Here is a 26,141-nt window from a genome sequence, read left to right as displayed (position 1 = left end):
GATTCTCCGTAGGGAGATTACCCGAATTTCCCGCTCTGCCACCCGTCGCTACATATTTGATCACGATCAAAAAAACACGCCGACCGGAGGCCCGTCGCCATGTTGCATCAGGAATCAAAGCACATTCTGGACCAGGAGGTCGGACGATTCTCGCAGACCCGGCCGCGCGCCGAATCCGTTCCCCTGGCCGACGCCTTCGCCTCGGTCGGGGTTTCCGTGCGCTACGCCCGGAATTCCGAGATCTACGGTGAAGGCGAGCCGGTCGACAACGTCTACAGGGTGGTCTCGGGCGCGGTGCGAACCTACAAGCTGCTCAGCGACGGCCGCCGCCAGATCGGCGACTTCCACATCCAGGGTGACGTCTTCGGACTCGAGATCGGCACGGAGCGCCATTTCACCGCCGAGGCGATCGCGGATGCCGTGGTACTGGTCGCCAAGCGCAGCGCTCTGGTGTCGCTCGCCGGGAAGGACCCGAGCCTCTCCGCCGAATTGTGGACCCACACGGCGAAGGAGCTGAAGCGCGCCCAGGACCACCTGCTGCTGCTTGGTCGCAAGCGGGCGCAGGAACGCGTGGCGACCTTCCTGCTCGATATGGCGGGGCGCGGCTGTTCCGACATCGTCCTCGACCTGCCGATGTCGCGGCAGGACATCGCGGATTATCTCGGCCTGACGATCGAAACGGTGTCGCGGACATTGACCCGGCTCGAATGCGACATGGCGATCGAGATTCCGACCTCGCGACGCATCGTGCTGCGCGACAGGCAAGCTCTGGGGCACCTCAATAGTTAGTGATTGCCGCCGGTCGGGCAGAAGCGGATTTTTCTTTTCCGCACGTTGACGTGACGCGACCTTAGGCGGGTAAAATCGCCTCCAAAAAAGGGGCTGGCGTCGGAGAGGATCGCGCGTGGATACGGGACGCGAGCAGGCAGTCTTGACCGTGGACGGCGTGGACGCTCTGTTCGCGGCGCTTCGTGACCAGGGTTACCGGGTGGTCGGCCCCACCCTGCGCGATCAGGCAATCGTCTATGACGATATTTCCGGCGCCGCCGATCTCCCGCGCGGCTGGACCGATGAGCAGGACGGGGGCCATTATCGACTGACCCGCCGCGACGACGACGCCTTGTTCGGCTATGTCGTCGGGCCGCATTCGTGGAAGCAATTCCTCCATCCGCCACGTCAGCGCCTGTGGAGCGCACGTCGCGAAGACGGCGGCACCGAGGTCACCGCCGAGGTCACGCCGCCCGGGCGATTTGCCTTCATCGGGGTCCGCGCCTGCGAACTCAACGCCATCGCCATCCAGGACCGCGTCTTCCTCGGCGGACCATTCGCCGACCCGCATTATCAGGCGCGGCGCGAGGATGCCTTCTTCGTCGCCGTGAATTGCGGCCAGGCCGGCGGCACCTGCTTTTGTGCCTCGATGAAGACCGGGCCGAAGGTGGAAGCGGGATTCGACCTCGCGCTGACCGAGATTCTCGATGACGGCGGCAGCCGGTTCCTGGTCGAGATCGGATCCGATGCCGGCCGCGACGTTCTTGTCTCATTGCCGAAGACGGCGGCGACGGAGCAGGACAGGTCCGTCGCCAGCGAAATCGTCGCGCGAACCACGCGCTCGATGGGGCGCGAGATGCCCGATGGCGACATCCGCGAGCTGCTTCTTGCGAATCTCGAGCATTCCCGCTGGGACGATGTCGCCGAGCGCTGCCTGACCTGCGGCAATTGCACGATGGTCTGCCCGACCTGCTTCTGCACCACCGTCGAGGATGCGAGCGACCTCGCCGGCGTCGAGACGTCTCGGGAGCGGCGTTGGGATTCGTGCTTCACGATGGACTTCAGCTACATCCATGGCGGCAGCGTCCGCACGAGCGCCCGTTCGCGCTACCGTCAGTGGATGACCCACAAGCTCGCCACCTGGATCGATCAGTTCGGGTCGTCCGGCTGCGTCGGTTGCGGGCGTTGCATTACCTGGTGTCCGGTCGGCATCGACATCACCGAGGAAGTGCGCGCGATCAGGGGCGGCGGCTGAGACGAGGGAGATTGAGGATGGCGGTGGAAGGACTGGAGCGCATCGTCAGGGAACACCCCTTCTTTGCGGGCCTCGACGAATCCTTTCTCGAGCTCGTTGTCGGATGCGCCAGGAACGTCCGCTTCGAGGCCGGGAAATACCTGTTCCGCGAAGGCGGACCGGCCGACCAGCTCTACCTGGTCCGCGAGGGCCGGGTCGCGCTTGAGATTGCCGCGCCGGGCGCCGGCGCGATCACCTTCCAGACCGTGGCGGAAGGCGATATCGTCGGGGTTTCGTGGCTGTTTCCGCCGTATCGCTGGCAATATGACGCCCACGCCCTGGAACGCGTTCGGGCGATCGCCATGGATGCGACCTGCCTGCGCAACAAATGCGACGCGGATCCCGGCCTCGGCTATGACGTCATGAAACGGCTGGTGCCAATTCTGTATCAGCGCCTGCAGGCGACACGGCTCCAGGTGCTCGACGTTTACGGAAAGCCGGCGGCCTGACCATGCTTCAGGTGGCCAGCCCCGATCCGATGGTGCCGCAGGTGATGCGGATCGTAACGCGCCGGAAGGACGCGCCCGACGTCTTCACGCTGAGGCTTGAGCCGGAAGGCGACGACCTGCCGGCCTTCGCGCCGGGCCAGTTCAACATGTTGACCGCCTTCGGCGTCGGCGAGTCGGCCATCAGCGTCAGCGGCGATCCGGCGAAAGGCGATGGCATCGTCCACACGATTCGGACGGTCGGCGCCGTGTCGCGTGCGCTGGCCGGACTTCGCAAGGGTGATACGCTTGGCCTGCGCGGTCCCTTCGGGGTCGGCTGGCCGATGGAGGCGCTGGAGGGCAAGGACGTGGTCCTGCTTGCCGGGGGCATCGGCCTCGCGCCGCTCCGGCCGGTCATCTACCGGCTGCTGGCGGAGCGCGACCGCTTCGGCGAGGTGGCGATCCTCTACGGTACCCGGAGCCCCGGCGATATCCTCTACCTGCGCGAGCTGGAATCCTGGCGCCGGCGCCTCGATATCGACCTGCTGGTCACGGTCGACCACGCCGCCGATGACTGGCATGGTCACGTTGGCGTCGTCACGACGCTCCTGCCCCGCGTCGCCTTCGATCCGGAAAATACCGTCGCACTTCTGTGCGGTCCCGAGATCATGATGCGCTTCGGCGTGCAGGCGCTCGGCAACGCCGGCGTACCCGACGAGGCGATCTACGTGTCGATGGAACGCAACATGAAATGCGCGATCGGCCTTTGCGGCCACTGCCAGTTCTCGCCCGTGTTCATCTGCAAGGATGGTCCGGTTTTCCGCTATGACCGGATCCGCTACCACCTGGCGCTGAAGGAGCTTTGAGCATGGCGAAAGCGTCGAGGCCCCGGCTGGCGGTCTGGAAATTCGCTTCCTGCGACGGCTGCCAGTTGAGCCTGCTCGATTGCGAGGATGAGTTGCTGGCCGTCGCCGACGCCATCGATATCGCCTATTTCATGGAAGCCACCCGCGGCAGGATTTCCGGCCGCTATGATCTCTCGCTGGTCGAGGGGTCGATCACGACGCCGCACGATGCGGAACGGATACGGGACATCCGGCGCATTTCGGATGTGGTCATCACGATCGGCGCCTGCGCCACCTCCGGCGGAATCCAGGCGTTGCGAAACTTCGCCGATGTCAGGGAATACACCTCGATCGTCTACGCGCGGCCGGACTATATCTCGACGCTGGCGACCTCCACGGCGATTGCCGACCATATCCGCGTCGAGTTCGAGTTGCGCGGCTGTCCGATCAACAAGCGGCAGCTCCTCGAAGTCGTCTCGGCCTATCTCGCCGGACGGAAGCCGGTAACGCCGGCGCATAGCGTCTGCGTCGAATGCAAGCTGCGCGGAACGGTTTGCGTCATGGTCGCCCACGGCACGCCCTGCCTCGGGCCGGTGACCCATGCCGGGTGCGGTGCGCTATGCCCGAGCTACAATCGCGGCTGCTACGGTTGCTTCGGGCCGATGGAGACGCCGAACGCCCCGGCCCTGAGCCAACATCTGGCGGAGCTCGGTATGGAGGACCGGGCGATCGCCCGCCTCTACAGTACCTTCAACGCCGACGCCGAACCGTTCCGCGAGGAGAGGGAACGCCATGGCCCGTAAGACCAGGACGATCAAGGTCGACTATCTCGCCCGGGTCGAAGGCGAAGGCGCCTTCAAGGTCGTCGTCCGCGACGGCGCCGTCCAGTCGGCCGAGCTCTCGATCTTCGAACCGCCGCGCTTCTTCGAAGCGTTCATGCGCGGACGGGCCTTCAGCGAGGCGCCCGACATCACCGCGCGCATCTGCGGCATCTGTCCGGTCGCCTACCAGATGAGCTCGGTCCATGCCATGGAGGACGCTCTCGGGATTACCGTCGGCGGGCCGCTCCGCGAGCTGAGGCGACTGCTTTATTGCGGCGAGTGGATCGAGAGCCATGTCCTCCATGTCTACATGCTGCATGCCCCGGATTTCCTCGGTTATGCCGGGGCGATCGACATGGCGAGGGACCACGGCGAGATCGTCAAGAAGGGGCTCGCGCTGAAGAAGGCCGGCAACGACATCGTCAATCTGGTTGGCGGGCGCGAGATCCATCCGATCAATGTCAGGGTCGGCGGCTTCTACCGGATCCCCGGCAAGCGCGAGCTGGCCGATCTCGGTGAGACGCTGAAGTCGGTGCGGGACATCGCGGTCGATACGGTGAAGCTGGTCGCCGGCTTCGACTTTCCCGATCGCAGCCGCGACTACACCTTCGTCGCTCTTCGCCATCCCGACGAATACCCGTTCAACGAAGGACGCGTGGTCTCCAATCGCGGGCTCGATATCCGGGTCGCCGACTATGACAGGCATTTCGAGGAGGTGCATGTCGCGCGCTCGACCGCGCTGCAGTCCCGGCTCCACGGCGGCTCATACCTGGTCGGACCGCTGGCCCGCTACAGCCTCAACTTCGACAGGCTGGCGCCGGCCGCCCGCGAGGCGGCGCGGGATGCCGGACTCGGGACGACCTGCACCAATCCCTTCCAGAGCATCATCGTCCGCTCCGTCGAGGTCCTTCACGCCATCGACGAGGCGCTGCGCATCATCGAGACCTTCGAGCAGCCGGACCGCCCGTCGGTCGATGTCGTGCCGCGCGCCGGTATCGGCCATGCGGCGACCGAAGCGCCGCGCGGGCTCCTCTATCACCGCTATCGGCTTGAGGAGGACGGGTCGATCGCCGAGGCGCGGATCGTGCCGCCGACCTCGCAGAACCAGCCGAGCATCGAGGAGGACCTCCGCGACTATGTCGGAGGCTGGCTCGATCTCGACGACGAGGCGCTTCAGCATCGCTGCGAGCAGACGGTCCGCAACTACGACCCCTGCATCTCCTGCTCGACGCATTTCCTCAAGCTGGAGCGGATCGAGGAAACGAGCGGATGAGCGATGCGAGCGTCATGATCGTCGGGATCGGCAATCCCGACCGTGGCGACGACGCGGTCGGGCGGCTGGTTGCGCGGCGGCTGCGGGCGATGGTCGGTCCCGGCGTCGCGGTTGTGGAGCACGACGGTGAGGCAGCGTCGCTTCTTGACCGTCTCGCCGGTGCCCGGACGGCGTTTCTGATCGACGCATGCGTGTCCGGAGCCCCGCCCGGCACCGCCCGTCGCATCGATCTCGGGACCGATGCGGGGATATTGCCCGACCTGCAATTCGGCCTCTCCACCCATGGCTTCGGCCTCGCCGAGGCGATCGCGCTCGGCCGGGCGCTCGGCTCCCTCCCCCCTCGCGCGATCGTCTATGCCATCGAGGCCGGTTCCTTCGAGACGGGCGGCGGGTTGACGCGGGCGGTCGCGGACGCGGTCGGGACGGTCGCGAAACAGGTCGCGGAGGAGGTGATGCAGGATGCATGAGGCATCGCTGATGAAGGGCCTGATGGCCAGGATCGCCTCCATCACCGAGGCCGAGAAGGCCCGGCGGGTGGTCGCGGTGTCGGTCTGGTGCGGCGCCCTCAGCCACATGACCGCGGAGCATTTCGGCGAGCATTTTCGCCAGTCCGCGGCGGGGACAATCGCCGAAGGCGCCCGCCTCGATGTCACCCTCTCCAACGATATTTCCCACCCCAACGCGCAGGACGTGCTACTGGAAAGCATTGAGGTTGAGAGCTGAACAGGCCATTACCGGGGACGATGCGGGACCGCGCGCGCGCAAGCGCATCGTGGTGCGCGGGGTCGTGCAAGGCGTTGGATTCCGGCCGTTTGTCTACCGTCAGGCGACGACCCTCGGCCTCGCCGGATGGGTTGGCAACACACCCGACGGGGTGACGATCGAGGTCGAGGGCGCGGACTCCCGGATCGATGCGCTGGTGACCGCCCTCGACACCGCCGCGCCGGTTGGGGCGCGCGTCGATGATATTGAAATCACAGGACAATCCTCCAACCACGACAGCGGCTTCTCGATCCGCGAGAGCGACGAGGCGGGGCTTCCGACCGCCGAGATTCCCGCCGATATTGCAACCTGTCCGGATTGCCTCGAGGAATTGTTCGATCCGCTAAACCGCCGATATCATTACCCTTTCATCAACTGCACGCAGTGCGGACCGCGATTCAGCATCATCTGCGACATGCCCTATGACCGGGCCCGGACGACGATGGCCGGCTTCGCCATGTGCCCGGAATGCCAGGCGGAATACGAGGATCCGGGCAATCGTCGCTTCCACGCGGAGCCGAATGCCTGCCCGGCCTGCGGGCCGCGGATCGCCCTCTGGGACGGCCACGGGCACCCCCTGGGCACCGGTGAAGACGCGCTTGGGAGGGCCGCGGGCGCCATTCGTGACGGCCGTCTCGTCGCCGTCAAGGGCGTCGGCGGCTTCCACCTCTTCTGCGACGCGCGAAACGACGAGGCTGTGCGCCAGCTCCGCGATCGCAAGCGGCGCGAGGAGAAGCCCTTCGCCGTGATGTTCCCGTCGCTGGAGGACGCCAAGGCGAGTTGCCGGATCGGGCGGGAGGAAGAGGCGCTGCTCACCGGCCGGGAGCGTCCGATCGTGCTCTGCCGCAGGACGGGCGGACCGGTGAGCGAGTCGGTCGCGCCGGGCACCCCGCGGCTGGGAATCTTCCTGCCCTATGCTCCGCTCCACCATCTTCTGATGCGCGACCTCGGCTTCCCGGTGGTCGCGACCAGCGGAAATATCAGCGACGAACCGATCGCCACCGACGAATATGATGTGATCGGGCAACTGACCCGGATCGCCGACCTTTTTCTGGTCCATGATCGGCCGATCATCCGGCCCGTCGAGGACTCGGTCGCGCAGGTCGTCGACGGCAGTCCGCAGCTGCTGCGCGTCGGGCGTGGCTACGCTCCGACGCGGATCGCGGTCGACGGCGCCGCCGGGGGCATCGTCGCGGTCGGCGGACACCTCAAGACGACGGTCGCGATCACCCAGCCGGGCAGCGTCGTCGTCGGGGCCCATGTCGGCGACCTCGAGACCGTCGAGGCGCGGCTGGCACACGGCAAGGCGCTGGAGGACATGATCCGGTTCCACGCCATCCGACCGCGGCTTGCGGCCAACGACTATCATCCCGATTTCGCTTCGCGCGGCGCCGCCGAAGGGCTCGGGGTTCCGATCATCCCGGTGCAGCATCATCTCGCCCATGTCGCGGCGTGCCTGGCGGAAAACGAGATCGCGCCGCCGGTTCTCGGCGTGGCCTGGGACGGGACCGGATATGGCGGCGACGGGACGATCTGGGGCGGCGAATTCCTCCATGTCGAGAAGACCGGGTGGCGGCGGGTCGCCTGCCTCCGGCAATTCCCGCTGCCAGGCGGCGAAGCCGCCGTCCGCGAGCCGCGCCGCTCGGCGCTCGGCCTGCTGGTCGCGGCATTCGGCAGCGAGGCATTCGGGATGAACGACCTGCCCCCAGTCGCCGCCTTCGACACGGCCGAACGCCGGATCGTCTCCCAGATGCTCGCGCGGGATGTCAACGCGCCCCTGACCTCCAGCGTCGGGCGGCTGCTCGATGCTTTCGCGGCGCTCTGCGGCCTTCGCCAGGTCAGCGCCTATGAAGGCCAGGCACCGATCGAATTCGACTCGGCGGCGGGCGATCTTGCAACCGGAAGATGCTATGATTTTCCCATCTCGGCGGACAAGGACGGCCTGCTGATCGTCGACTGGCAGCCCGCCCTGGAATCGCTGCTGGCGGACCTGCGCGCCGGCGCCTCCAGCGGTTCCATCTCGGAAGCGGTCCACAACGGTCTCGTCGAGGTGGTCGCCGCGGTCGCAGGCAGGATCGGTGAACCGCGCGTCGTGCTGACCGGCGGTTGCTTCCAGAATATCCGACTGACCGAAGGTGCGATCGCGGCGCTGACCGCCGCAGGCATGACGCCCTACTGGCATCATCGGGTCCCGCCGAACGACGGCGGCATCGCGCTCGGCCAGGCGGTCTGGGCCGCATGGACTGAAGGACAGGGAGACTAGCCATGTGCCTCGCGGTTCCCGGACGGATTCTCAGCGTCACCGGCGACGACCCGCTGATGCGGCTTGGCCGCGTTGATTTCGGTGGGGTGCTGAAGGAGATCAACCTCGCCTATACGCCCGAGGCGAAGATCGGCGATCATGTGCTGGTCCATGTCGGATTCGCCATCTCGGTGATCGACGAGGCGGAGGCGGAACAGGTTTTTTCGCACCTCCGCGAGATCGGGGAGCTCGACGAGCTCTCGGAGGCCGGGGGGTGATGGGCTCCGTGGTTCCGCCATCGCGTGGGAGCGGCGGTATCCGCACCTGTTCTGGAACGTTGGCGCGTCGTCGTGGTCATGGCATGGATGGCCGGGTCAAGCCCGGCCATGACGGGGGTCGGGGTTGCACGGGCGGTACACGGATGGCTGCGTTGTCAGGCTCGGCGGGCCTGAGCCCCGGCCTATCCAGACACGCCGTCGTCATGGCCGGGCTTGCTTGCCCCCGACTCCGATCGGGGGACCCGGCCATCCAATCCATTCTGCCATCCACCCATGCGCACGTTCCCCGTGGCGGCCATTGCTGCACGGGGCGGGCGCTGCCTGGCGCGCCGGAGCGTCGTCGCCGTCATGGCATGGATGGCCGGGTCAAGCCCGGCCATGACGGGGGAGTAGTGGCATGGTGAGCAACCAAGGAACCCCTTGGTGGGCGACCAAGGAACCCCGCACTCGGCAACGAGCGATCCGAGAGCAAAGCCGATCCCTCACCGTCATGGCCGGGCTTGGCCCGGCGATCCATGCCGATTGCATTCACAGGGGCGCCTTCGCTCACGAACGGACCCATCCTGCTTCAGCGATCCCTCCAAACTCGGGCCGAACGCCATGAAATTTCGTGACGAATACCGCGATCCGGAAGCGGCGCGGGGTTATGCCGAGGCGATTGCCAGGATCACCACCCGGCCGTGGATGCTGATGGAAGTGTGCGGCGGACAGACCCATGCGATCGTCCGCTACGGCATCGACGAGCTGTTGCCGGACGGCGTCACGCTCGTGCACGGACCGGGCTGCCCGGTCTGCGTGACGCCGGCCGAATACATCGACAAGGCGATCGAGATCGCCGACAGACCTGGGACGACGCTCTGCTCCTTCGGCGACATGCTGCGCGTCGCGGGCACCAAGGGCGACCTCTTCGGCGCCAAGTCGCGGGGCGGCGATATCCGGGTCGTCTATTCGCCGCTCGACGCGCTGCGGATCACCCGCGAAAATCCGACGCGCGAGGTGGTCTTCTTCGCGGTCGGCTTCGAGACCACCGCGCCGGCCAACGCGATGGCCGCCTACCAGGCGATGCGCGAGGGCCTCGGCAATTTCTCGATGCTCGTGTCTCATGTGCTGGTGCCGCCGGCGATGCGCACCATCCTTGATGGCGCGACCAACCGCATCCAGGGATTCCTGGCAGCCGGCCACGTCTGCACCGTGATGGGCTTCGAGGAATATTTCCCCATTGCAGCGAAATACCGCGTGCCGATCGTCGTCACCGGTTTCGAGCCGCTCGATATCCTGGAAGGCGTCTATATGACGGTCCGCCAGCTCGAGGAGGGCCGCGCCGAGGTCGAGAACCAGTACAGCCGCTCGGTGCGGCGGGAAGGCAACCGGCCGGCGCAGGAAATAATGGCCAAGGTGTTTCGGGTGATACCGCGCCGCTGGCGGGGGATCGGCGACATCGCCGAAAGCGGGCTCGGTCTCTCCGAAGCCTATGCATCCTTCGACGCGGAAACCCGCTTCGGACCGGTCTCGTCCGGGCCGGAAGCGGAAACCGAATGCATCAGCGGGCTGGTGTTGCGCGGCGACCGGAAGCCGCCGGACTGCCCCGCCTTCGGCACGCGATGCACGCCGGAGCATCCGCTCGGCGTGACCATGGTCTCATCGGAAGGCGCCTGCGCCGCCTATCACCGCTATCGCGGCATACCGAGGCCTCCGCTCAAGGCCGCGTCATGAGCAAGCCCGACTTCTCCCCCGCCTGCCCGGCCCCCGCCGGCGATGGCGGCACGGTGCAGCTCGCCCATGGCGGCGGCGGACGGGCGATGGAGCGACTGCTCGATACGGTCATCCGGCCGGCCTTCGACAACGCGCAACTCGCGCGCCGCCATGACGGGGCGGTGCTCGACCTCAACGGCCCGATCGCCTTCACCACCGACTCCTACGTGGTCAAGCCGCTGTTCTTTCCCGGTGGCGACATCGGTTCGCTCGCCGTCAACGGAACGGTCAACGACATCGCCATGTGCGGCGCCCGCGCGACCCATCTCAGCGTCGGGCTGATCCTCGAGGAAGGGCTGCCGCTCGACGACCTCCGCCGCGTGGTCGCCTCGATGCGCAAGGCCGCCGACGCGGTCGGCGTGCAGCTCGTCACCGGGGACACCAAGGTCGTCGACCACGGCAAGGCGGACGGCCTGTTCATCAATACCGCCGGGCTCGGGCCGGTCGTGGCACGGTCGCCGATCGGACCCGCGGAAGTGCGCAACGGCGACGCGATCATCGTCTCCGGCGATATCGGCCGCCACGGGATAGCGGTGATGGCGGCCCGCGAGGGATTCGGGTTCGAAACCGTGATCGAAAGCGACTGCGCGGCGCTTGGCGACCCGGCGCTGGCGCTGGTCGAGGCGGGAATCGCGGTGCACTGCCTGCGCGACATGACCCGCGGCGGGCTCGCCAGCGCGGCGGTCGAGATCGCCGAGACGGCGGGCGTGGCAATGGCGCTGGACGAAGCGGCAATCCCGGTGCGCGAGGACGTCCGGGCCGCCTGCGAAGTGCTCGGCCTCGATCCGCTTCACGTCGCCAACGAGGGCCGTTTCGTCGCCTTCGTGGCGGCCGGCGACGCGAAGCGCGCCATCGAGATCCTCCGCGGCTTCGCCGTTTCCGCGGGGGCCGCCCAGATCGGCGCCGTAACGGAATCTCCCGCCGGCCAGGTGGCAAGCAGGGGCGTTCTCGGCGTCTCACGTGTCGTCGACATGCTGAGCGGCGAGCAGCTGCCGCGTATCTGCTGAAGGGCGCGGCGGTGGTGCGTCCTGCGAGGCTCGGGCTGACGCCCGAGCACCTCGGGATGGCGGGGGGCGACCGGACTCAAGGCCGGAGTCGCACCCTCGGGTCAAGCCCGAGGCCGGGCTCTCGGGATGGCGGGGGCGACCGGACTCAATCAACCCTCGCTGGCGGTACGGTCCTCCACCGCGACCCCGTCGACCACCCGGTCGCTCGGATGCAGGACGACGAGAGCGCCGGCCTCCAGGCCTTCGACCACCTCGGCCGTCCGGTTGTTGCGATGGCCCAGGACGACGGGCGTCTCGACGGCCTTGCCATCGACGATGCGGAAGACGGTCCAGTTGGCGCCGACACGGAACAGCGCGCCGAGCGGCACCTGGAGGACGTCGTCGCCCTCCCAGATGGTGATGTGGACCATGACGCGGAACTCGTGGCCGAGGCGCTGCCATTCCTCCTGGGGATCGACGATGTCGAGGATCGCGTCGACGCGCTGCTCCTCGATGCCGAGCGCCGAGACCTTGGTATAGGCGGCCGGATCGACGCGGCGGACCGCGGCGGTGAGCGGCGGGCCGCCCCAATGGTCGATCGTGGCGACGCTGCCGGGATGGATGCTGACCGCGTCGTCGGAGAGCAGGTGGACGATGATCTCGAGGTTGGTCGGATCGCCAAGCTCGAGCAACCCCTCGCCGGGGACCACGACCTGTTCGCTTTCGGTCAGCAGCTTGAGCACCGTGCCGTCGACGGGGGCGCGGATCGTCAGGCAGCAGGTGTCGCTGCTGCTGCCGCCCTCGAGCTGGTTCGGCTGGATCAGGCGCGCCTCGGCGCTCGCCAGCTCGCTTTCGCGGAGATTGAGCGCCGCCCTGGCCTCGGCGACCTGGGCGGTGGCGGTATCATGGTCGGCGATCGCCTTGTCGAGGACGCTTTTCGCGATGGTCTCCATCTTGGCGAGACGATCGGCCCGATCGAGCTCGCTCTGGGCCAGCCGTTCGCCGGCTTCCGCCGCGTTGACCTGGGCCCTGGCGAGCGTCACCGCGGCGCGGGCCGCCTCGACCGCCGCCTCCAGCTCGCGACGCGAGCGGATATCGAGGAAAGGCGGATCGACCGGATGGATGAGGGCGACCGTGGTGGTGTTGCGGTGGACCTTGTCGCCGACCTCGACCGGCAGGCGCTCGACCCGGCCGGCCACCGGCGCCGAGACGCGGAAGACGTCGCGGATACGGGCGATGCCCTCCTCGTCGATGGTCACGGCGAGATGCCCGCGATCGATGGTGGCGATATCGACGGGAACCGGCCGGGGCCTGAGGGCGAGGACCGCCGCGGCGACGACAAGCGCCAGGACGACAAGGCCGATCGCCCGCTTCACCCATTTCGACAGCATTGCCTACTCCCTTGTCTTCAGGACCCGGACGAGGTCGAGCGCATCGATCCGGCGACGGACGATCAGCGCGCTGATCAGCGCGGCGATGACGACGACGATGCTGGAGATCGCGAAGGTGCCCGGCTCGATGACGAAGGGCACCCGGAACATGTCGGTGGCGAGGCTTTCGGTGATGACCAAGCCAAGGCCGGTGGCGATCAGCCAGCCGATCGGCTGGGCGATGGCGACGATGGCGCCGATCTCGATGAACAGGACATTCGACACCTCGGCCCGGTGGAAGCCGAGCACCCGCAGGGTGGCGAGCTCGCGGCCGCGCTCCGACAGCTGGATGCGGGCCGAGTTGTAGACGACGCCGAAGGCGATGACGATGCTCAGCGTCAGGTAGACGGTGAGCATCATGCTCATATTCTCCCGCATCGTCTCCTGGAAGCGCTGGCGCGACCGGCTCTGGAGGGCGACGGCGGCGATCTGCGGCGTCTCCTTGACCGCGCGATAGAGCGCGTCGAGCTGGCTGTCGTCGATCAGGAGATGGACGCCGGAGATGCGCGGCCCGGTACCGGAGAGCCGCGCCAGCGCGTCGATATCCATGAACATCATCAGCCCGATATAGCTCTGGATCACCTGGGTGACCGGCACCTCGACCGTCCGCCGCTGCCCGTCGAGGAAGGTGACCCGCGCCAGATCACCGGGCCGCAGGCGCAGGATATCGGCAACCCGGTCGCCGAGCGCGAGCCCGGTCGACGGCAACACCACGGGATCAAGATCGAGGTCGAGAACGCGGCTGAGGTCGGTCCGGGCCGGCTTGCCGATGATCGAAAGCTGGCGCGAATACTGGCCGTTGCCGATCTCGACAGGCAGGTCGAGATAGGGCTCGGCGGCCATCACCCCCGGCAGTTTCAGAACCGCCTGGTAGGCGGCACCCGGCCTTTCCGACGAAAACGCCAGGGTCGCATCCTGGCGCTCGGTACGAAAGAAGACCGCGTCGATCATGAAGTCGACGGAGGACAAGGTCCCCATCGCGACCCCCATCAGGGCAACCGCGAAGGCGGTGCCGATGGCGGTGAGCAGCGTGCGCACCGGGTGGCGGACGAGATGGCGGAGCGCCATCGTCGTCACCTGCGAGAAGAGCCGCATGCGACCGAGCAGCCCACCCATGAACTGGCGATAGACCTGGGGCGCGGGGGGCCGCATGGCAACGGCCGGCGGCAGCGCGAAGACCACGCCGATCGCCTTCAGGGCGCCGGCCGCGGCCGCCGCCATGCTGACCCCGGCGGCGATCAGGTAGATGTCGACATCAGACCGGAAGACGAGGAACGGAAACGAGAAGAATCTCGTATACATGACCGTCATGCCGCGTCCGAGCCAGGTACCGACCCCGGCGCCGATCACGACGCCGATCGCGGCGATCACCAGGACCAGCTTGAGGTAGTGCCAGGCGACCGCGGTCCGGCCATAGCCGAGCGCCTTGAGAAGGCCGATCTGCTCCCGCTCCAGCTCGATCAGCCGCGACAGGATCATGTTGATCAGGAAAGCGGAGACGAGCAGGAAGATCGGCGGAATGATCCGCGCCATGCCCTGCAGCTGATCGAGCTCCCCCTGCAGGAAGGCATTCGATACCTGGTCCTTGCGGGCAACCGCGCCGGTTCCGCCATATGGCTCCAGCAGGTCGTCGATCGCCTCGATCACCGCGGTTTCGTTGGCATCACGCAACAAGCGGACACTGACCGAGTTAAAGGCGCCGTCGAGGTCGTAGAGCGAGGCAAGCGTCTCCTCCGGCATCCACATATCCGCCAGACGCCTGCTGTCGGGCATCATGTCGCCGGGGCCCAGGGAGTAGACGTATTCCGGCGACATGACGATGCCGACGACGGTCAGCGTCGTCTTGGCGCTGCCGAGAATCGCGTCGAACCGGGAGCCGACGGAGAAGCGCTGCGCCTCGGCAAACTTCGCGTCGATCGCGACTTCGTTGACCCGGCCGGGTTCCGGCAACCGCCCGCGCCGGATGAACAGGTCGTTGACCGCGAGCTCGCCGGAGGGCGGCACCGAGACGATCAGCCCGGTCGCCGGCTCGCGAAAGCCTTCCACATCGAGAAGCGCGACCTCGAAGATGCGGGGCTCGACCGCCGCCACTCCGTCGATCTCGGCGATCTCGCGGGCCTTCGCATCGGGAACCCGGACCGCCGTCGCGAAGATGTCGCCGAACTTGTAGCGTTCGTAATAGGCATCGCGGGTCTCTTCCAGCGAGCGGAACGTGCCGACGGCGAGGATCAGGGTGGCAACGCCACAGGCCAGGACCAGAGCGATCGCAATCGCCTGGGCCCAGAGCCGCTTCAGATCGCGGAAGAGCTTGATGTCGAGCGCGCCCATGACGTTCACCAATCCACGTCCGAGGGCGACAGGCGGGTTTCGTTTTCGAGAACATCGGTGATCCTGCCGTCGGAAAAATGAAAGACGCGATCGGCGATCGATCCGATCGTCGCGTTGTGGGTGATGATGGCGGTCGTCGTTCCAAGTTCCCGATTGGTGGCGGTCAGTGCCTCGAGCACCAGGATGCCGGTCTTCGAATCGAGGGCTCCGGTCGGCTCGTCGCAAAGCATCACCTCGGGCCGCTTGGCGACAGCCCGGGCGATCGCCACGCGCTGCTGCTCGCCACCCGAAAGCTGGGCGGGGAAATGACCCATCCGCTCCTTGAGACCGACGAGCTCCAACGCTTCCTCCGGGGGCATGGCATTGCGGGCGATCTCGGTCACCAGCGCGACATTTTCCTTGGCGGTGAGGCTCGGTATCAGGTTGTAGAACTGGAATACGAAGCCGACATGATCGCGGCGATATCGCGTCAAGTCGCGGTCGCTCGCCGACGACAGGTCATGGTCGCGATACCGCACCTCACCGGCGGTCGCCGTATCGAGTCCGCCAAGGATGTTGAGGAAGGTGGACTTGCCGCTGCCGGAGGGTCCGAGCATCACGGTGAGCTCGCCGTGGAACAGGTCGGCATCGACGCCGCGCAACGCCTTCACCTCGACGTTGCCGGTTCGATAGACCTTGCTCAGGTCCCGGATCCTGAAAACCGCTTCTCGCAAGACGAGCCTCCACGGAACAATCTATCCGCGAAAGGCGGCCGCCAGCTTGACCCAAGTCAATGCCTCTCCCCGCAGGTCGGTCAGTTTCGATGCTCAAGTCAAGACATCCACGCCGGCGTACCGGCGGGAACGAGGGATATTCATGAAAGACTTTGCGGAATTGGCAAGAGAGGTATCGTCATCGGCGGCGGCGCTGCGCCAGGGCCTGCCCGAGGGAATGAAGGGCTTCGCGGCACTCGGCAAGGGCGTCTATTTCGACGGTGCCCTGACTCTCAAGTTCAAGGAGCTGATTGCGCTCGCGCTCTGCGTGGCTTCGCGTTGCGACGGCTGTGTCGCCTATCACGCGAAACGCGTCTGCGACCTGGGAGCCTCGCGGGAGGAAGTTCTGGAAACGATCGGTGTCGCCATCCAGATGGGAGGCGGACCATCGATGGTCTATGGCGGAGAGGCGCTGCGCGCCTTCGACACGTTCAAGGCGGAAGCGGCGCCAGGAGGAAGATAGAAATGACCGAACAGCCCGACATACTCTGGTTCGAAGCCGTCAAGCGGTCCCATGTCGGGCTGGTTGGAGGCAAGAATTCCTCGCTCGGCGAGATGGTCCAGACCCTGTCGTCGCAGGGCGTCAGCGTGCCGCCCGGCTTCGCGACCACGGCGAGCGCCTACTGGCGCTTCATCGAGGCGAACAGCCTCAAACAGGTGATCTCCGATCGCCTCGACGAAATGGCGTCGGGCAAGAAGACCCTCGCCGAGACCGGCCAGGCGATCCGTTCCGCCTTCCTCCATGGCGACTGGCCGGCCGAAACCGCCGAGGCTATCTCCAGCCACTATGCCGAGCTGTGCAAGCGCACCGGCAAGGACGAGCTCGACGTCGCCGTCCGCTCGTCGGCAACGGCGGAGGATCTGCCCGATGCGAGCTTTGCCGGCCAGCAGGAAACCTTCCTCAACATCCGCGGCGAGCGCGCCCTGCTTGATGCCTGCCGGCGATGCTACGCCTCGCTGTTCACCGACCGGGCGATCTCCTACCGCCAGGTCAAGGGCTTCGATCATCTGCAGGTGGCGCTGTCGGTCGGCGTGCAGCAGATGGTCCGCTCCGACATCGGCGGGTCAGGAGTGATGTTCTCGATCGACACCGAGACCGGCTTCGACAAGGTGGTGCGGATCGACGCGGCCTGGGGCCTCGGCGAAAACGTCGTCCAGGGCGCCGTGGACCCGGATGCCTACCAGGTGTTCAAGCCGCTGCTCGCCGACGAATCGCTTCTGCCGATCGTCGAGAAGACGCTCGGCGAGAAGGCGATCAAGATGGTCTACGCCACCGGCGACCAGCCGACCAAGAACGTCCCGACCTCCAGGGCCGAGCGCGCCACCTACGTGCTCAGCGACCAGGAGATCGTCATCCTGGCCCGGTGGGCGACGACCATCGAAAAGCACTATGGCTGCCCGATGGACATGGAATGGGCCAAGGACGGCGAGACCGGCGACATCTTCATCGTCCAGGCTCGGCCGGAGACGGTGCAGTCGCGGCGCGAGACGAACACCTTCAAGACCTATCGCGTGCTGGAAAAGGGCAAGACCCTGTGCACCGGCCTGAGCATCGGCGGCGCGATCACGCCCGGCCGCGTCTGCCTGATCGAGGATGTCCGCGACATCGACACGTTCGTCGACGGCTCGATCCTGGTGACCAGCATCACCGACCCGGACTGGGTGCCGATCATGAAGCGGGCGGCGGCGATCATCACCGACCACGGCGGACGCACGTCCCATGCCGCCATCGTCAGCCGCGAACTCGGCCTCCCCGCGGTGGTCGGCACCGGCGACGCCACCCATGTGCTCCATACCGACCAGGAGATCACCGTCTCCTGCGCCGAGGGCGACCAGGGCTTCGTCTATGAGGGCACGGCGAAATTCGAGGCCGAGGAGCTCGACCTCAGCAAGCTGCCGGAGACCAGGACCAAGGTGATGCTCAACCTCGCCAATCCGTCGGCGGCCTTCAACTGGTGGCAGATCCCGGCGGACGGCGTCGGGCTCGCCCGGATGGAATTCGTCGTCACCAACCAGGTTCGCGTCCATCCGATGGCGCTGGTGCATTATGATTCGCTGAAGGACGAGGCGGCGAAGGCGGAGATCGCGGCGATCACCGCCGACTACGAGGACAAGACCGAATACTTCATCGATACGCTGTCGCGCGGTCTCGCCCGGATCGCCGCGGTGGTCCATCCGAAGCCGGTCATCGTGCGGATGAGCGACTTCAAGACCAACGAATATGCCGGTCTCGTCGGCGGGCGCGAATTCGAGCCCAACGAGGAAAATCCGATGATCGGCTTCCGCGGCGCGTCGCGATATTATTCGCCGCGCTATCGCGCCGGCTTCGCGCTCGAGTGCCGGGCGATCCAGCGGCTACGCAACGAGATGGGCTTCAAGAACGTCGTCGTGATGATCCCCTTCTGCCGCTCGGTGAAGGAGGCCGACAAGGTGCTGGAGGTGATGGTCGAGAACGGGCTGAAGCGCGGCGAGGACGGGCTCGAGGTCTATGTGATGTGCGAGATCCCGTCGAATGTCATCCTGGCGGATGCCTTCTCCCGCCGCTTCGACGGCTTCTCGATCGGCTCGAACGACCTGACCCAGCTGACCCTCGGGGTCGACCGGGACTCGGAGGAGCTCGCCGGCCTGTTCGACGAGCAGGACGAGGCGGTCGAATGGATGATCTCGAGCGTCGTCGCCGCGGCCCGCAAGGCAGGCGCCAAGATCGGGCTGTGCGGCCAGGCGCCCAGCGACCATCCGGAATTCGCGCGGCTCCTGGTCGAATGCGGCATCGACTCGATGTCGGTGACGCCGGACAGCTTCTTCGCCGTCAAGCGCCACGTCGCGGAAGCCGAAGGGGCCTAGGCCCCTTGCTCATGCCGCCGGGAGAAGCCGGCGGAGCGGATCAAAGAGGCCGGGCGTCGCGACGAGAAGCTCATTGCCCTCGCTGACGGCGGCCGGCGTCAGGAAGTCGCTCGACCGCCCTCCGGCTTCGGCGACCACGACCAGCCCGCCGGCGACGTCCCACAGGTTGATGTGGCGCTCGTAATATCCGTCGAGCCGGCCGGCCGCCGTATAGGCGAGGCCGAGGGCGCCGGAACCGAGCCGAAGGTATTCGCAGCCCGCCTCGAGGATGGTGCGGACGTCGCGACTGTGCCGCCCGGCATCGCTGCGGTAGCTGAAGCCGAGGCCGATCCGGGCATGGACGATGTCGGTTTGTCCGGTGACCCGGATCGGCTCGCCATTGAGGGTCGCGCCGCCACCCGCGACGGCGGCAAAGAGCTCGTCGGCGACCGGATCATAGATCGCGCCGAGCACCGCCCGGTGATCCGAGACGAGACCGATCGAGACGCACCAATGCGGTATGCCGCGGACGAAGTTGGCCGTGCCGTCGATCGGATCGACCACCCACATCATCGGCCCCTTCTGCCGCAGGCCGCCCTCCTCGCCGAGGAACGAATCCCCGGGAAAGGCCTCCGACATCCGCGCGAAGATCAGCTCCTCGGATTCGCGATCGGCCTGGCTGACCAGGTCCTGCAGGCCCTTGGCGTCGATCTTCAGCTCATGACGGCGATGGAAATAGTCGAGCGCGAGCGCGCCGGCCTCGCGCACGACGGCTTCGGCGATGCGCAGACGCGCGGCGATATCTTCAGCTACCACGGAAACCTCACGATTCAGGCGGGACGCCGCCATTCACCATTCGGCTCGCGGGAAGTCAACGCTGCCGGCAGGCCCGGATGCTGCGGTGCCACCAAGCGTAGCGTTGCCGGCTAAGCACATCTGTGCCTAGACTTGAGGCAGCGCCGCCGGGAGGAAAACGCGCATATCAGAAGCGATTGCATCGAACTGTCATATGGCGGCGCTAACGGAGACGGCTATCGCTCGCGTCCCGCGACCGATCAGAACCGCCACCAAGAGGAGGTGCAGACATGACCCGAACGATCATTGGCGCGCTGGCCGGGGCGACGCTGCTGGCGACGCCGGTACTCGCGCAGGAAACCGTTACCCTGGAACTCTGGTCGCGGCAGGATACCTCAGGGCCGCTGCGGCCGGGCAATGTCGTCAAGGCGGCCGAGCGGCTGAACAAGGAGCTGGAGGCCGAAGGGTCGGACAAGCGGGTGGCGGTCGAGGTCCGCGAGAGCCCGGCGCCGGGCTTCGACGAGGATGCGCTGCAGCTCTTGCGGGTCTTCGGCATCGGCGAGGGACCGGACATGTTCATCCAGGCGCATGAGTGGATCTGCGCCTTCCAGCAGGAGGGCTTCGTGCTCAAGCTGGACGACTATATCGCCAAATATCCGGAACATTTCGGCACCATCTTCCCGTCGCTGTGGGAATCGGCGAAATGCCCCGACGGCATCTATGCGATCCCGCAGGACGCCGAGGCGCGGATGTTCTTCTACAACAAGAAGCTGCTGCGCGAGGCGGGCTATGACGATGCCTTCATCGAGTCGATGCCGGAGCTGACGATGTCCGGCGAGCTGACGGCGGACGACCTGATCGAGATCGCCCGGACCGTGGTCGACAAGACCGATGCCGAATACGGCATCCTCCATCGACCCTCGAAGGGGCCGGACTACCTGATGGTCTTCCAGGCCTATGGCAACGAATTCGTCGACCCGGCGACCGGCAAGCTGCTGCTCGATCGCGACAAGCTCGCCGCCGCCTTCGGCTGGTTCGAGAAGGCGGTGAAGGAAGGCGTCATCCCCGGCAACAACACGTCGATGGAATGGGACGCGATCCGCGCCGAGTTCTACGCCGAGAACAACGCCGCCTTCTGGATGTACGGCATCTGGGACCTCGGTAGCCGCGCCTTCCCGACCTACGGCCTGCCGGAGGACGAGACCGCCTTCTTCAAGGACTGGGGCTGGATCCCGATGCCGGCCGCCACCAAGGGCGGCTCGCCGTCGAGCCTGACCCATCCGGTGATCTACGCGATCGCCGCCGACACGGCCGAGCCGGAGCTCGCGGTGCGCCTCCTCGGCCACGCCTCGGCGGTCGACCTCAACACCGACCACGCGGTCTCGACGACGCATCTCGGCATCAAGCCGGAACAGCTCGACGATCCGCGCTACGCCGAGGCCTGGCCGCTGGCCAGGGCGACGGAACTGCTGAAGATCACCAAATTCCTTCCCAACAACCCGCAATTCGGCGACCTGAACGGCATCATCTACACGGCGATGCAGGGCGTCGAGACCGGCCGGCTGTCGGCCGAGGACGCGGCCGACTTCGTCATCGACGAGGCCGAGTCGAGCCTCGACGACGTGATGGTCAAGTAGCCTGCCGGCGGGAGGCGCGAAGCGGATGCCCGGAAGCCGCCTGTCGGTTCCCGGGCATCGCGCGGCGCCGATGGCGCGCTTCAAGATCGACGCGGGACGGCGATGACAGCCATTACCGAAGACCTGCAGCTCGAGCGCGGCGGCCGCCAGCGCCGCCGGCAGGTGGTGAACTTCGCCATCTTCCTCGGCCCGGCCATCGTCCTGACGGTCCTGTTCTTCATCATCCCGGTGATCATCGACGTCGCCGTGTCCTTCACCGACATGGGGCGCTCGCTGCAGGTTACCGGCTTCACGACCGAGCAATATGAGAAGATATTCGCCGGCGACCGCCGGCTGGTCGAGGTGATCGGCCTGACGCTGATCTATGTCTTCGCGACACTTGCCATCTTCAACGTCACCTTCGCGGTGATCCTGGCGCTGGTGACGACGGCGACCAACCGGCTGACGGGCAATTTCTTCCGCGGCGTCTGGCTGCTGCCGCGGATGAGCCCCTCGGTGCTCTACATCCTGCTCTGGATCTGGGTGATCAACCCTTCGGAATTCGGGCTGCTCAACCAGGTCCTGATGACCGTGCTCGGGCTGGAGACGCCGATCGATCCGCTCAACGACATGCCTGTCCTGCTGATCGTCATCGCCAACGGCTTCATCGGCGCGTCGATGGGGATGATCATCTTCACCTCGGCGATCCGCGCGATCCCCGAGCACCTCTTCCACGCGGCGCGGGTCGACGGCGCGGGCGGATTCGCCGTCGTCCGGCACATCACCCTGCCGGCATTGCGCTGGCCGATCAGCTTCGTCACCATCTACCAGACGCTGTCACTGCTGGTGAGCTTCGAATACATCCTGCTGCTCACCAAGGGCGGCCCCTTCTACGACACCACCGTCTACGCGCTCTACATCTACCGCCGCGCCTTCCAGAGCGGCCAGTATGCCTATGGCGCGGCGCTGGCGGTGTTCATCATCGCGCTCGGCGTGATCTTCGCGCTGCTCGGCTGGCGACTCTTCGACATGCAGAAGCTGCTCCAGCGTCCGCGCATCGAGGTCCAATGATGGTCGCGGCGACGAACGGGACTGCCCGCATCACCGCGACAGGCGACGACTGGGGCCGGCTGGCCGCGCGGGCAAGGCGGACGCGCCGCGTCAAGGCGACCAGCATCTACGCCTTCCTGATCGCCGTTTCGATTCCAATCGTCCTACCCTATTTCTGGCTGGTGACGATCGCCTTCTCGGCCCGGACCGGCGTCGCCGAAACGCAGGTGCTGTGGCGCGCCGTGGCCGTTCTGGTGCCGGCGGTGATCGCCTTCTGGGCCGCGGCGATGCTTGCCCGCGGCCAGCGCCAGAGGTGGGCCTTCGTCGCCCTCGTCGCGCTGGCGACGATCATCGCCTTCGTGGCGCTGGTCGGCCCGAGCCTCCACCTCGAGAATTTCATCTTCCTGGTCGAGCCGGACTTCGCCTCGGTGTTGCGGTCGAAGGTCGGAACCGTGACCGGCGCGGTACAGTTCCCCAATGTCTGGCACGCCTTCGGCAACTCGATCCTGCTCGCCGGCACGCAGACCGTCATCGTCGTGACCGTCGCCTCGCTCGCCGCCTATTACCTGTCGCGCTTCGATTTTCCGGGACGGAGCTCGATGCTGCGGTCGCTGCTCGTCCTGCATGCCTTCCCGGTCCTGACGCTGATCGTGCCGCTCTTCCTGATGCTCTATTATATCGGGCTGCTCGACAGCCTGATCGGGGTCATCCTGGTCCTTGTCGCCTTCGAGCTGCCCTTCGCGATCTTCATCATGAAGGGTTTTTTCGACGCGGTTCCCTGGGACATCGAGATGAGCGCCCTCACCGACGGCGCCTCGCGGCGCCAGGCATTCCTCAAGGTGGTCCTGCCGCAGGTGACCAACGGCATGCTCGCCATCTCGGTCTTCACCTTCATCCGCGGCTGGGAGGAATACATCTTCGTGTTCACCTTCCTGATCCGCAATACCAACTGGACGATGAGTCTCTACATGTTCTACGTCCGCGAAGACGTGATGGGCGTCGACTACGGCGTGGTGTCGGCGGTCGGCGTCTTCTACCTGGTGCCGAGCCTCCTCCTCTACATGGCCGCGCAGCGCTACCTGCTGCAGATGTCGGTCGGCGGCGTGAAGGGCTGAGCGATGGCCAGCATCGAATTCCGCAAGATCACCAAGCGCTTCGGCGACGTCGAAGTGATCCCGGACATGGACCTCGATATCGCCGACGGCGAGTTCGTCGCGCTGCTCGGCCCCTCGGGCTGCGGCAAGTCGACGAGCCTGCTCCTGCTTGCCGGCATCTACCTGCCTTCGACCGGCGACCTGCTGTTTGACGGCCATGTCGTCAACGACGTCGAGGCGAAGGATCGCAACGTCGGCATCGTATTCCAGTCCTACGCGCTCTATCCGCACATGACGGTGCGCGACAACATCATGTTCCCGCTCCGCTTCAAGAAGACGCCACGCGAGGAAGCGATCCGCCGCGTCAACGAGGCAGCGGCGCTGGTCCAGGTCGGCGACCTGCTCGACAGGCGTCCCGGACAGCTTTCAGGCGGCCAGCAGCAGCGGGTGGCGCTCGCCCGCGCATTGGTCAAGCAACCGCAGCTTCTGCTCCTCGACGAGCCCCTGTCGAATCTCGACGCAACCCTGCGCCTGTCGATGCGGACCGAGATCAAGTCGCTGCAGGACGAACTCGGCGTCACCACCATCCTGGTCACCCACGACCAGATCGAGGCGACGACAATGGCGGACCGCATCATCTGCATGCGGGCCGGCCGTATCGAGCAGGCCGGCACCCCCGACGACCTCTATGCGCGGCCCTCCAGCCTGTTCGTCGCGAGCTTCATCGGCTCGCCGCCGATCAACCTCGTCGAGGGCAAGGCGGTCAACGGGACCGTCGACGTCTCGGGGATCGGCTTTCCCGCCACGGGCGCGACCGGCGCCGTCACCATAGGGCTCCGCCCCGAACATCTCGTCGTCGCCGACACCGGCCTCCCCGGCCGGATCGCGCAGATCGAACCGATGGGGCGCGAGGTGCTCTACGTCGTTTCGACCGATATCGGCCATATCCGTATTCTCGAGCAGGGCTCGACGGCCGGCCGCGGCGCCGGCGAGGCAGTGCATGTCGGCTTCGACGAAGCGCACTCGCTGGTCTTCGACACCACGACCGAAAGGCTCATCCCGGATTCTCATGTCAAGCCGCCAGCACCGTGACGCCGCCGAGGGCGTCGCTCTCGACTCGGATGGCCGGCGGGTCCTGCTGAAATGGCACAAGCTGCGCCGCGCCCCGCACGAACCGCCCTTCACCATCGCCAACCTGCCGGCGGGGCTCGCCCTTGGCGCCTCGATGGAGATCGACATCCGGCTGCTGGCGGATGGCCACTGGGTCTGCCTCCATGACGACGCGCTGGACGAGGAGACCGACGGCAGCGGCCCGGTGGCAAATGCCGACCGGGCGGCGATCGGTTGCTTGCGGATCGCGGGCGGCGACCATGCCCCGCCGCTGCTGGCCGACATGACGGCGGCCTTGACGGCGGTCCCGGACAGCGGCGCGCTGCTGCAGCTCGACCTCAAGGAGCCCGCGGCGACACTGACGGAGGCCGGTGTCGCCGCCTTCGCCGACACCGTGAGGCCGGTCGCGGACCGCTGCCTGCTGAGCGGCGCCGACTTCGACGCCGTCACCCGCCTCGCCGACGGCATCGAGGGCCTCCGCGTCGGCTTCGACCCCTGCGACATGGCGGAGACGCGGACCTTCGCGACGCGGAAGGAGATGGAAGCTTTCGTCGACGAGGTCTTCGCGGTCGCACCCGAGGCGGACTCCTTCTACCTCGACCATCATTTCCTCGATGCCGCGCTCGCCTTTGGCGTCAATCCGGTGGCGGCGCTCAAGCGGAACGGCGCGACGATCGACGTCTGGACCCTCGATCCGGACAAGCCGGACGTGCGCAGGCACCTCATTCAGGCGGTCGCGGCGGGCGCCGACCAGATCACCACCAACGACCCGGGCGGCCTCGCGCGGCTGTGGTACGAAGGCTGACTATCGCCGCCCCGCGCCGAGCCCGACGAGAAAGCCGACATCGTCCCCCGAGACGCTGTCGAGGACCCGCTGGTCGATCCAGGAGGTGACCGTCGCGGCGATATCGTCACCGGCCGCATCGTATCGCGCGACCACGGCCGGACGTTCGACATGGACGCGAACGGCGACGCCTGCGTCATGCAGCGCCCGGCCATCCTCGGGACGGAACATGCCGCGCTCGATCGACAGGGAATCGAGGCCGGCACTCCGCGCGACGGCAACGAAATCGACATGGCGGGCATGGGTGATGCCCTCGGTGCGGACCGAAGGCACGCGCTCCTTCAAGCGCTTCAAGACGGTGTGGTCGAAGGAGATGAAGACCGCCCGGTCGGCGATGCCGCCGGTCTCGATCATGGCGACCAGAGCGTCGAGCATCGCATCGACGCGGCGTTCCTCCTTGATCTCGACGACGAGGCCGATGCCGGCCCTCCCGGCGCATTCCGCGGCTTCGGCGAGCGTCGGCAGGCGTTCGCCCGCGAACTGGGGCCCGAACCAGGAACCGGCGTCGAGCTTCGCGATGTCGCTGGCATTCAGGCTGCCGGCGAGACCGGCACCATCCGTCGTCCGGTCGACGAAATCGTCGTGTAGGAGAATGATCTCGCCGTCGGCGGTCAGGCGGATGTCGATCTCGGCGCTGGTGCCGCCCTGGCTCGCGGTCGCCTGGAGCGCCGCGATAGTGTTCTCGGGCGCACCAAGCGAGTGCCCCCGATGCCCGCAGGCATGGACGAACCCGTTGTCGCTGGCGAGCAAATGAAACATCGGCCGGACCCTCGGTGAGGTGAGACAGGCAGGGAGGAACGCCGCCTCTCGTCTAGCCCGGCCGGACCGTTCGAGCCAGCGGAATCGCAACCGG

24 protein-coding genes are annotated in these 26,141 nt (G+C 66.7%); 19 read left to right on the top strand and 5 right to left on the bottom strand.

All coding sequences use genetic code 11. The features are described from left to right. The first annotated feature begins 99 nt into the window (after nucleotides 1-99). The 12 genes from KDJ86_RS10935 (at nucleotide 100) to hypE (ending at nucleotide 11,467) form a co-directional block, all read left to right on the top strand. Nucleotides 100-789 (top strand): helix-turn-helix domain-containing protein, encoded by a 690-nt coding sequence (locus tag KDJ86_RS10935; protein WP_291745489.1) that lies wholly within the window; start codon nucleotides 100-102, stop codon nucleotides 787-789. A gap of 157 nt (nucleotides 790-946) precedes the next feature. Then, entirely contained in the window at nucleotides 947-2,023 is a 1,077-nt protein-coding gene (locus KDJ86_RS10930) for a 4Fe-4S dicluster domain-containing protein (RefSeq protein ID WP_291745487.1), read from the top strand. A 17-nt stretch (nucleotides 2,024-2,040) separates the two neighbouring features. Further along, entirely contained in the window at nucleotides 2,041-2,511 is a 471-nt protein-coding gene (locus KDJ86_RS10925) for a cyclic nucleotide-binding domain-containing protein (protein WP_367116784.1), read from the top strand. A 2-nt stretch (nucleotides 2,512-2,513) separates the two neighbouring features. Further along, nucleotides 2,514-3,353: an FAD/NAD(P)-binding protein gene (locus KDJ86_RS10920; protein ID WP_291745486.1), complete on the top strand. Its 840-nt coding sequence runs from the start codon at nucleotides 2,514-2,516 to the stop codon at nucleotides 3,351-3,353. A 2-nt stretch (nucleotides 3,354-3,355) separates the two neighbouring features. Next, entirely contained in the window at nucleotides 3,356-4,135 is a 780-nt protein-coding gene (locus KDJ86_RS10915; protein ID WP_291745484.1) for an NADH-quinone oxidoreductase subunit B family protein, read from the top strand. After that, complete coding sequence (locus tag KDJ86_RS10910) at nucleotides 4,125-5,426, top strand: Ni/Fe hydrogenase subunit alpha (protein WP_291745482.1); 1,302 nt, start codon at nucleotides 4,125-4,127, stop codon at nucleotides 5,424-5,426. Before KDJ86_RS10915 ends, KDJ86_RS10910 begins: the two co-directional genes overlap by 11 nt. Continuing rightward, a complete protein-coding gene (locus KDJ86_RS10905) occupies nucleotides 5,423-5,893 on the top strand; it encodes a hydrogenase maturation protease (RefSeq protein WP_291745481.1) in 471 nt (156 codons plus the stop codon). The genes KDJ86_RS10910 and KDJ86_RS10905 overlap by 4 nt, the downstream gene beginning before the upstream one ends. Beyond that, nucleotides 5,886-6,149, top strand: a complete 264-nt coding sequence (locus KDJ86_RS10900) for a hydrogenase/urease maturation nickel metallochaperone HypA (RefSeq protein WP_291745479.1) — start codon at nucleotides 5,886-5,888, stop codon at nucleotides 6,147-6,149. Before KDJ86_RS10905 ends, KDJ86_RS10900 begins: the two co-directional genes overlap by 8 nt. Then, complete coding sequence (hypF, locus tag KDJ86_RS10895; RefSeq protein WP_291745477.1) at nucleotides 6,139-8,451, top strand: carbamoyltransferase HypF; 2,313 nt, start codon at nucleotides 6,139-6,141, stop codon at nucleotides 8,449-8,451. Before KDJ86_RS10900 ends, hypF begins: the two co-directional genes overlap by 11 nt. A 2-nt stretch (nucleotides 8,452-8,453) precedes the next feature. Further along, complete coding sequence (locus tag KDJ86_RS10890; RefSeq protein WP_291745475.1) at nucleotides 8,454-8,708, top strand: HypC/HybG/HupF family hydrogenase formation chaperone; 255 nt, start codon at nucleotides 8,454-8,456, stop codon at nucleotides 8,706-8,708. A 600-nt stretch (nucleotides 8,709-9,308) separates the two neighbouring features. Then, nucleotides 9,309-10,421, top strand: a complete 1,113-nt coding sequence (gene hypD / locus KDJ86_RS10885) for a hydrogenase formation protein HypD (RefSeq protein WP_291745473.1) — start codon at nucleotides 9,309-9,311, stop codon at nucleotides 10,419-10,421. Beyond that, nucleotides 10,418-11,467, top strand: coding sequence for a hydrogenase expression/formation protein HypE (hypE, locus tag KDJ86_RS10880; protein ID WP_291745471.1), 1,050 nt, complete (start codon nucleotides 10,418-10,420; stop codon nucleotides 11,465-11,467). Before hypD ends, hypE begins: the two co-directional genes overlap by 4 nt. Nucleotides 11,468-11,616: 149 nt before the next feature. On the opposite strand, the gene KDJ86_RS10875 is transcribed toward hypE, so the two are convergent. The 3 genes from KDJ86_RS10875 to KDJ86_RS10865 are packed head-to-tail and all read right to left on the bottom strand — an operon-like array spanning nucleotide 11,617 to nucleotide 15,917. Continuing rightward, nucleotides 11,617-12,837, bottom strand: coding sequence for an efflux RND transporter periplasmic adaptor subunit (locus tag KDJ86_RS10875; protein ID WP_291745470.1), 1,221 nt, complete (start codon nucleotides 12,835-12,837; stop codon nucleotides 11,617-11,619). A gap of 3 nt (nucleotides 12,838-12,840) precedes the next feature. Continuing rightward, the gene (locus tag KDJ86_RS10870; RefSeq protein ID WP_291745507.1) at nucleotides 12,841-15,204 is read right to left on the bottom strand and encodes an ABC transporter permease; all 2,364 of its coding nucleotides are present in this window, start codon (nucleotides 15,202-15,204) and stop codon (nucleotides 12,841-12,843) included. A gap of 5 nt (nucleotides 15,205-15,209) precedes the next feature. After that, nucleotides 15,210-15,917 carry an ABC transporter ATP-binding protein gene (locus KDJ86_RS10865; RefSeq protein WP_291745468.1) on the bottom strand — a complete coding sequence of 236 codons (708 nt, stop codon included), beginning with the start codon at nucleotides 15,915-15,917 and terminating at the stop codon, nucleotides 15,210-15,212. Nucleotides 15,918-16,059: 142 nt separating this feature from the next. Between KDJ86_RS10865 and KDJ86_RS10860 the strand changes: the two genes are divergently transcribed. Both KDJ86_RS10860 and ppsA read left to right on the top strand, forming a co-directional pair. Then, nucleotides 16,060-16,419 carry a carboxymuconolactone decarboxylase family protein gene (locus KDJ86_RS10860; protein WP_291745466.1) on the top strand — a complete coding sequence of 120 codons (360 nt, stop codon included), beginning with the start codon at nucleotides 16,060-16,062 and terminating at the stop codon, nucleotides 16,417-16,419. Nucleotides 16,420-16,421: 2 nt separating this feature from the next. Next, nucleotides 16,422-18,800, top strand: coding sequence for a phosphoenolpyruvate synthase (gene ppsA / locus KDJ86_RS10855; RefSeq protein ID WP_291745464.1), 2,379 nt, complete (start codon nucleotides 16,422-16,424; stop codon nucleotides 18,798-18,800). A gap of 9 nt (nucleotides 18,801-18,809) precedes the next feature. On the opposite strand, the gene KDJ86_RS10850 is transcribed toward ppsA, so the two are convergent. Then, complete coding sequence (locus tag KDJ86_RS10850; protein WP_291745463.1) at nucleotides 18,810-19,595, bottom strand: inositol monophosphatase family protein; 786 nt, start codon at nucleotides 19,593-19,595, stop codon at nucleotides 18,810-18,812. Between the two features lie 269 nt (nucleotides 19,596-19,864). On the opposite strand from KDJ86_RS10850, the gene KDJ86_RS10845 reads away from it, so the two are divergent. The 5 genes from KDJ86_RS10845 to KDJ86_RS10825 all read left to right on the top strand — a co-directional run bounded on the left by KDJ86_RS10845 (nucleotide 19,865) and on the right by KDJ86_RS10825 (nucleotide 25,249). Further along, the gene (locus KDJ86_RS10845; protein ID WP_291745461.1) at nucleotides 19,865-21,211 is read left to right on the top strand and encodes an ABC transporter substrate-binding protein; all 1,347 of its coding nucleotides are present in this window, start codon (nucleotides 19,865-19,867) and stop codon (nucleotides 21,209-21,211) included. 102 nt (nucleotides 21,212-21,313) lie between these two features. After that, entirely contained in the window at nucleotides 21,314-22,261 is a 948-nt protein-coding gene (locus tag KDJ86_RS10840; RefSeq protein ID WP_291745460.1) for a carbohydrate ABC transporter permease, read from the top strand. Next, nucleotides 22,261-23,355 (top strand): carbohydrate ABC transporter permease, encoded by a 1,095-nt coding sequence (locus KDJ86_RS10835; RefSeq protein WP_291745459.1) that lies wholly within the window; start codon nucleotides 22,261-22,263, stop codon nucleotides 23,353-23,355. The genes KDJ86_RS10840 and KDJ86_RS10835 overlap by 1 nt, the downstream gene beginning before the upstream one ends. A gap of 3 nt (nucleotides 23,356-23,358) precedes the next feature. Next, nucleotides 23,359-24,426, top strand: coding sequence for an ABC transporter ATP-binding protein (locus KDJ86_RS10830; protein ID WP_291745456.1), 1,068 nt, complete (start codon nucleotides 23,359-23,361; stop codon nucleotides 24,424-24,426). Then, the gene (locus KDJ86_RS10825) at nucleotides 24,404-25,249 is read left to right on the top strand and encodes a glycerophosphodiester phosphodiesterase (RefSeq protein WP_291745454.1); all 846 of its coding nucleotides are present in this window, start codon (nucleotides 24,404-24,406) and stop codon (nucleotides 25,247-25,249) included. The genes KDJ86_RS10830 and KDJ86_RS10825 overlap by 23 nt, the downstream gene beginning before the upstream one ends. Here KDJ86_RS10825 and KDJ86_RS10820 read toward each other — a convergent pair whose 3' ends face one another. Beyond that, a complete protein-coding gene (locus KDJ86_RS10820) occupies nucleotides 25,250-26,047 on the bottom strand; it encodes a glycerophosphodiester phosphodiesterase (RefSeq protein WP_291745453.1) in 798 nt (265 codons plus the stop codon). Nucleotides 26,048-26,141: the final 94 nt, after the last annotated feature.

Source organism: Bauldia sp., assembly GCF_020442045.1.
GTDB lineage: Bacteria > Pseudomonadota > Alphaproteobacteria > Rhizobiales > Kaistiaceae > Bauldia.
The sequence above is the reverse complement of the archived record's forward strand: the minus strand, read 5'-3'. Positions and strand labels throughout refer to the sequence as shown.

Bases quoted from the DNA above. Each gene is read 5' to 3' on its own strand.
- KDJ86_RS10935 (WP_291745489.1), top strand. From the start codon at position 100: ATGTTGCATCAGGAATCAAAGCACATTCTGGACCAGGAGGTCGGACGA.
- KDJ86_RS10925 (WP_367116784.1), top strand. From the start codon at position 2,041: ATGGCGGTGGAAGGACTGGAGCGCATCGTCAGGGAACACCCCTTCTTT.
- KDJ86_RS10920 (WP_291745486.1), top strand. From the start codon at position 2,514: ATGCTTCAGGTGGCCAGCCCCGATCCGATGGTGCCGCAGGTGATGCGG.
- KDJ86_RS10915 (WP_291745484.1), top strand. From the start codon at position 3,356: ATGGCGAAAGCGTCGAGGCCCCGGCTGGCGGTCTGGAAATTCGCTTCC.
- KDJ86_RS10910 (WP_291745482.1), top strand. From the start codon at position 4,125: ATGGCCCGTAAGACCAGGACGATCAAGGTCGACTATCTCGCCCGGGTC.
- KDJ86_RS10905 (WP_291745481.1), top strand. From the start codon at position 5,423: ATGAGCGATGCGAGCGTCATGATCGTCGGGATCGGCAATCCCGACCGT.
- KDJ86_RS10900 (WP_291745479.1), top strand. From the start codon at position 5,886: ATGCATGAGGCATCGCTGATGAAGGGCCTGATGGCCAGGATCGCCTCC.
- KDJ86_RS10890 (WP_291745475.1), top strand. From the start codon at position 8,454: ATGTGCCTCGCGGTTCCCGGACGGATTCTCAGCGTCACCGGCGACGAC.
- hypD (WP_291745473.1), top strand. From the start codon at position 9,309: ATGAAATTTCGTGACGAATACCGCGATCCGGAAGCGGCGCGGGGTTAT.
- hypE (WP_291745471.1), top strand. From the start codon at position 10,418: ATGAGCAAGCCCGACTTCTCCCCCGCCTGCCCGGCCCCCGCCGGCGAT.
- KDJ86_RS10875 (WP_291745470.1), bottom strand. From the start codon at position 12,837: ATGCTGTCGAAATGGGTGAAGCGGGCGATCGGCCTTGTCGTCCTGGCG.
- KDJ86_RS10870 (WP_291745507.1), bottom strand. From the start codon at position 15,204: ATGGGCGCGCTCGACATCAAGCTCTTCCGCGATCTGAAGCGGCTCTGG.
- KDJ86_RS10860 (WP_291745466.1), top strand. From the start codon at position 16,060: ATGAAAGACTTTGCGGAATTGGCAAGAGAGGTATCGTCATCGGCGGCG.
- ppsA (WP_291745464.1), top strand. From the start codon at position 16,422: ATGACCGAACAGCCCGACATACTCTGGTTCGAAGCCGTCAAGCGGTCC.
- KDJ86_RS10845 (WP_291745461.1), top strand. From the start codon at position 19,865: ATGACCCGAACGATCATTGGCGCGCTGGCCGGGGCGACGCTGCTGGCG.
- KDJ86_RS10840 (WP_291745460.1), top strand. From the start codon at position 21,314: ATGACAGCCATTACCGAAGACCTGCAGCTCGAGCGCGGCGGCCGCCAG.
- KDJ86_RS10835 (WP_291745459.1), top strand. From the start codon at position 22,261: ATGGTCGCGGCGACGAACGGGACTGCCCGCATCACCGCGACAGGCGAC.
- KDJ86_RS10830 (WP_291745456.1), top strand. From the start codon at position 23,359: ATGGCCAGCATCGAATTCCGCAAGATCACCAAGCGCTTCGGCGACGTC.
- KDJ86_RS10825 (WP_291745454.1), top strand. From the start codon at position 24,404: ATGTCAAGCCGCCAGCACCGTGACGCCGCCGAGGGCGTCGCTCTCGAC.
- KDJ86_RS10820 (WP_291745453.1), bottom strand. From the start codon at position 26,047: ATGTTTCATTTGCTCGCCAGCGACAACGGGTTCGTCCATGCCTGCGGG.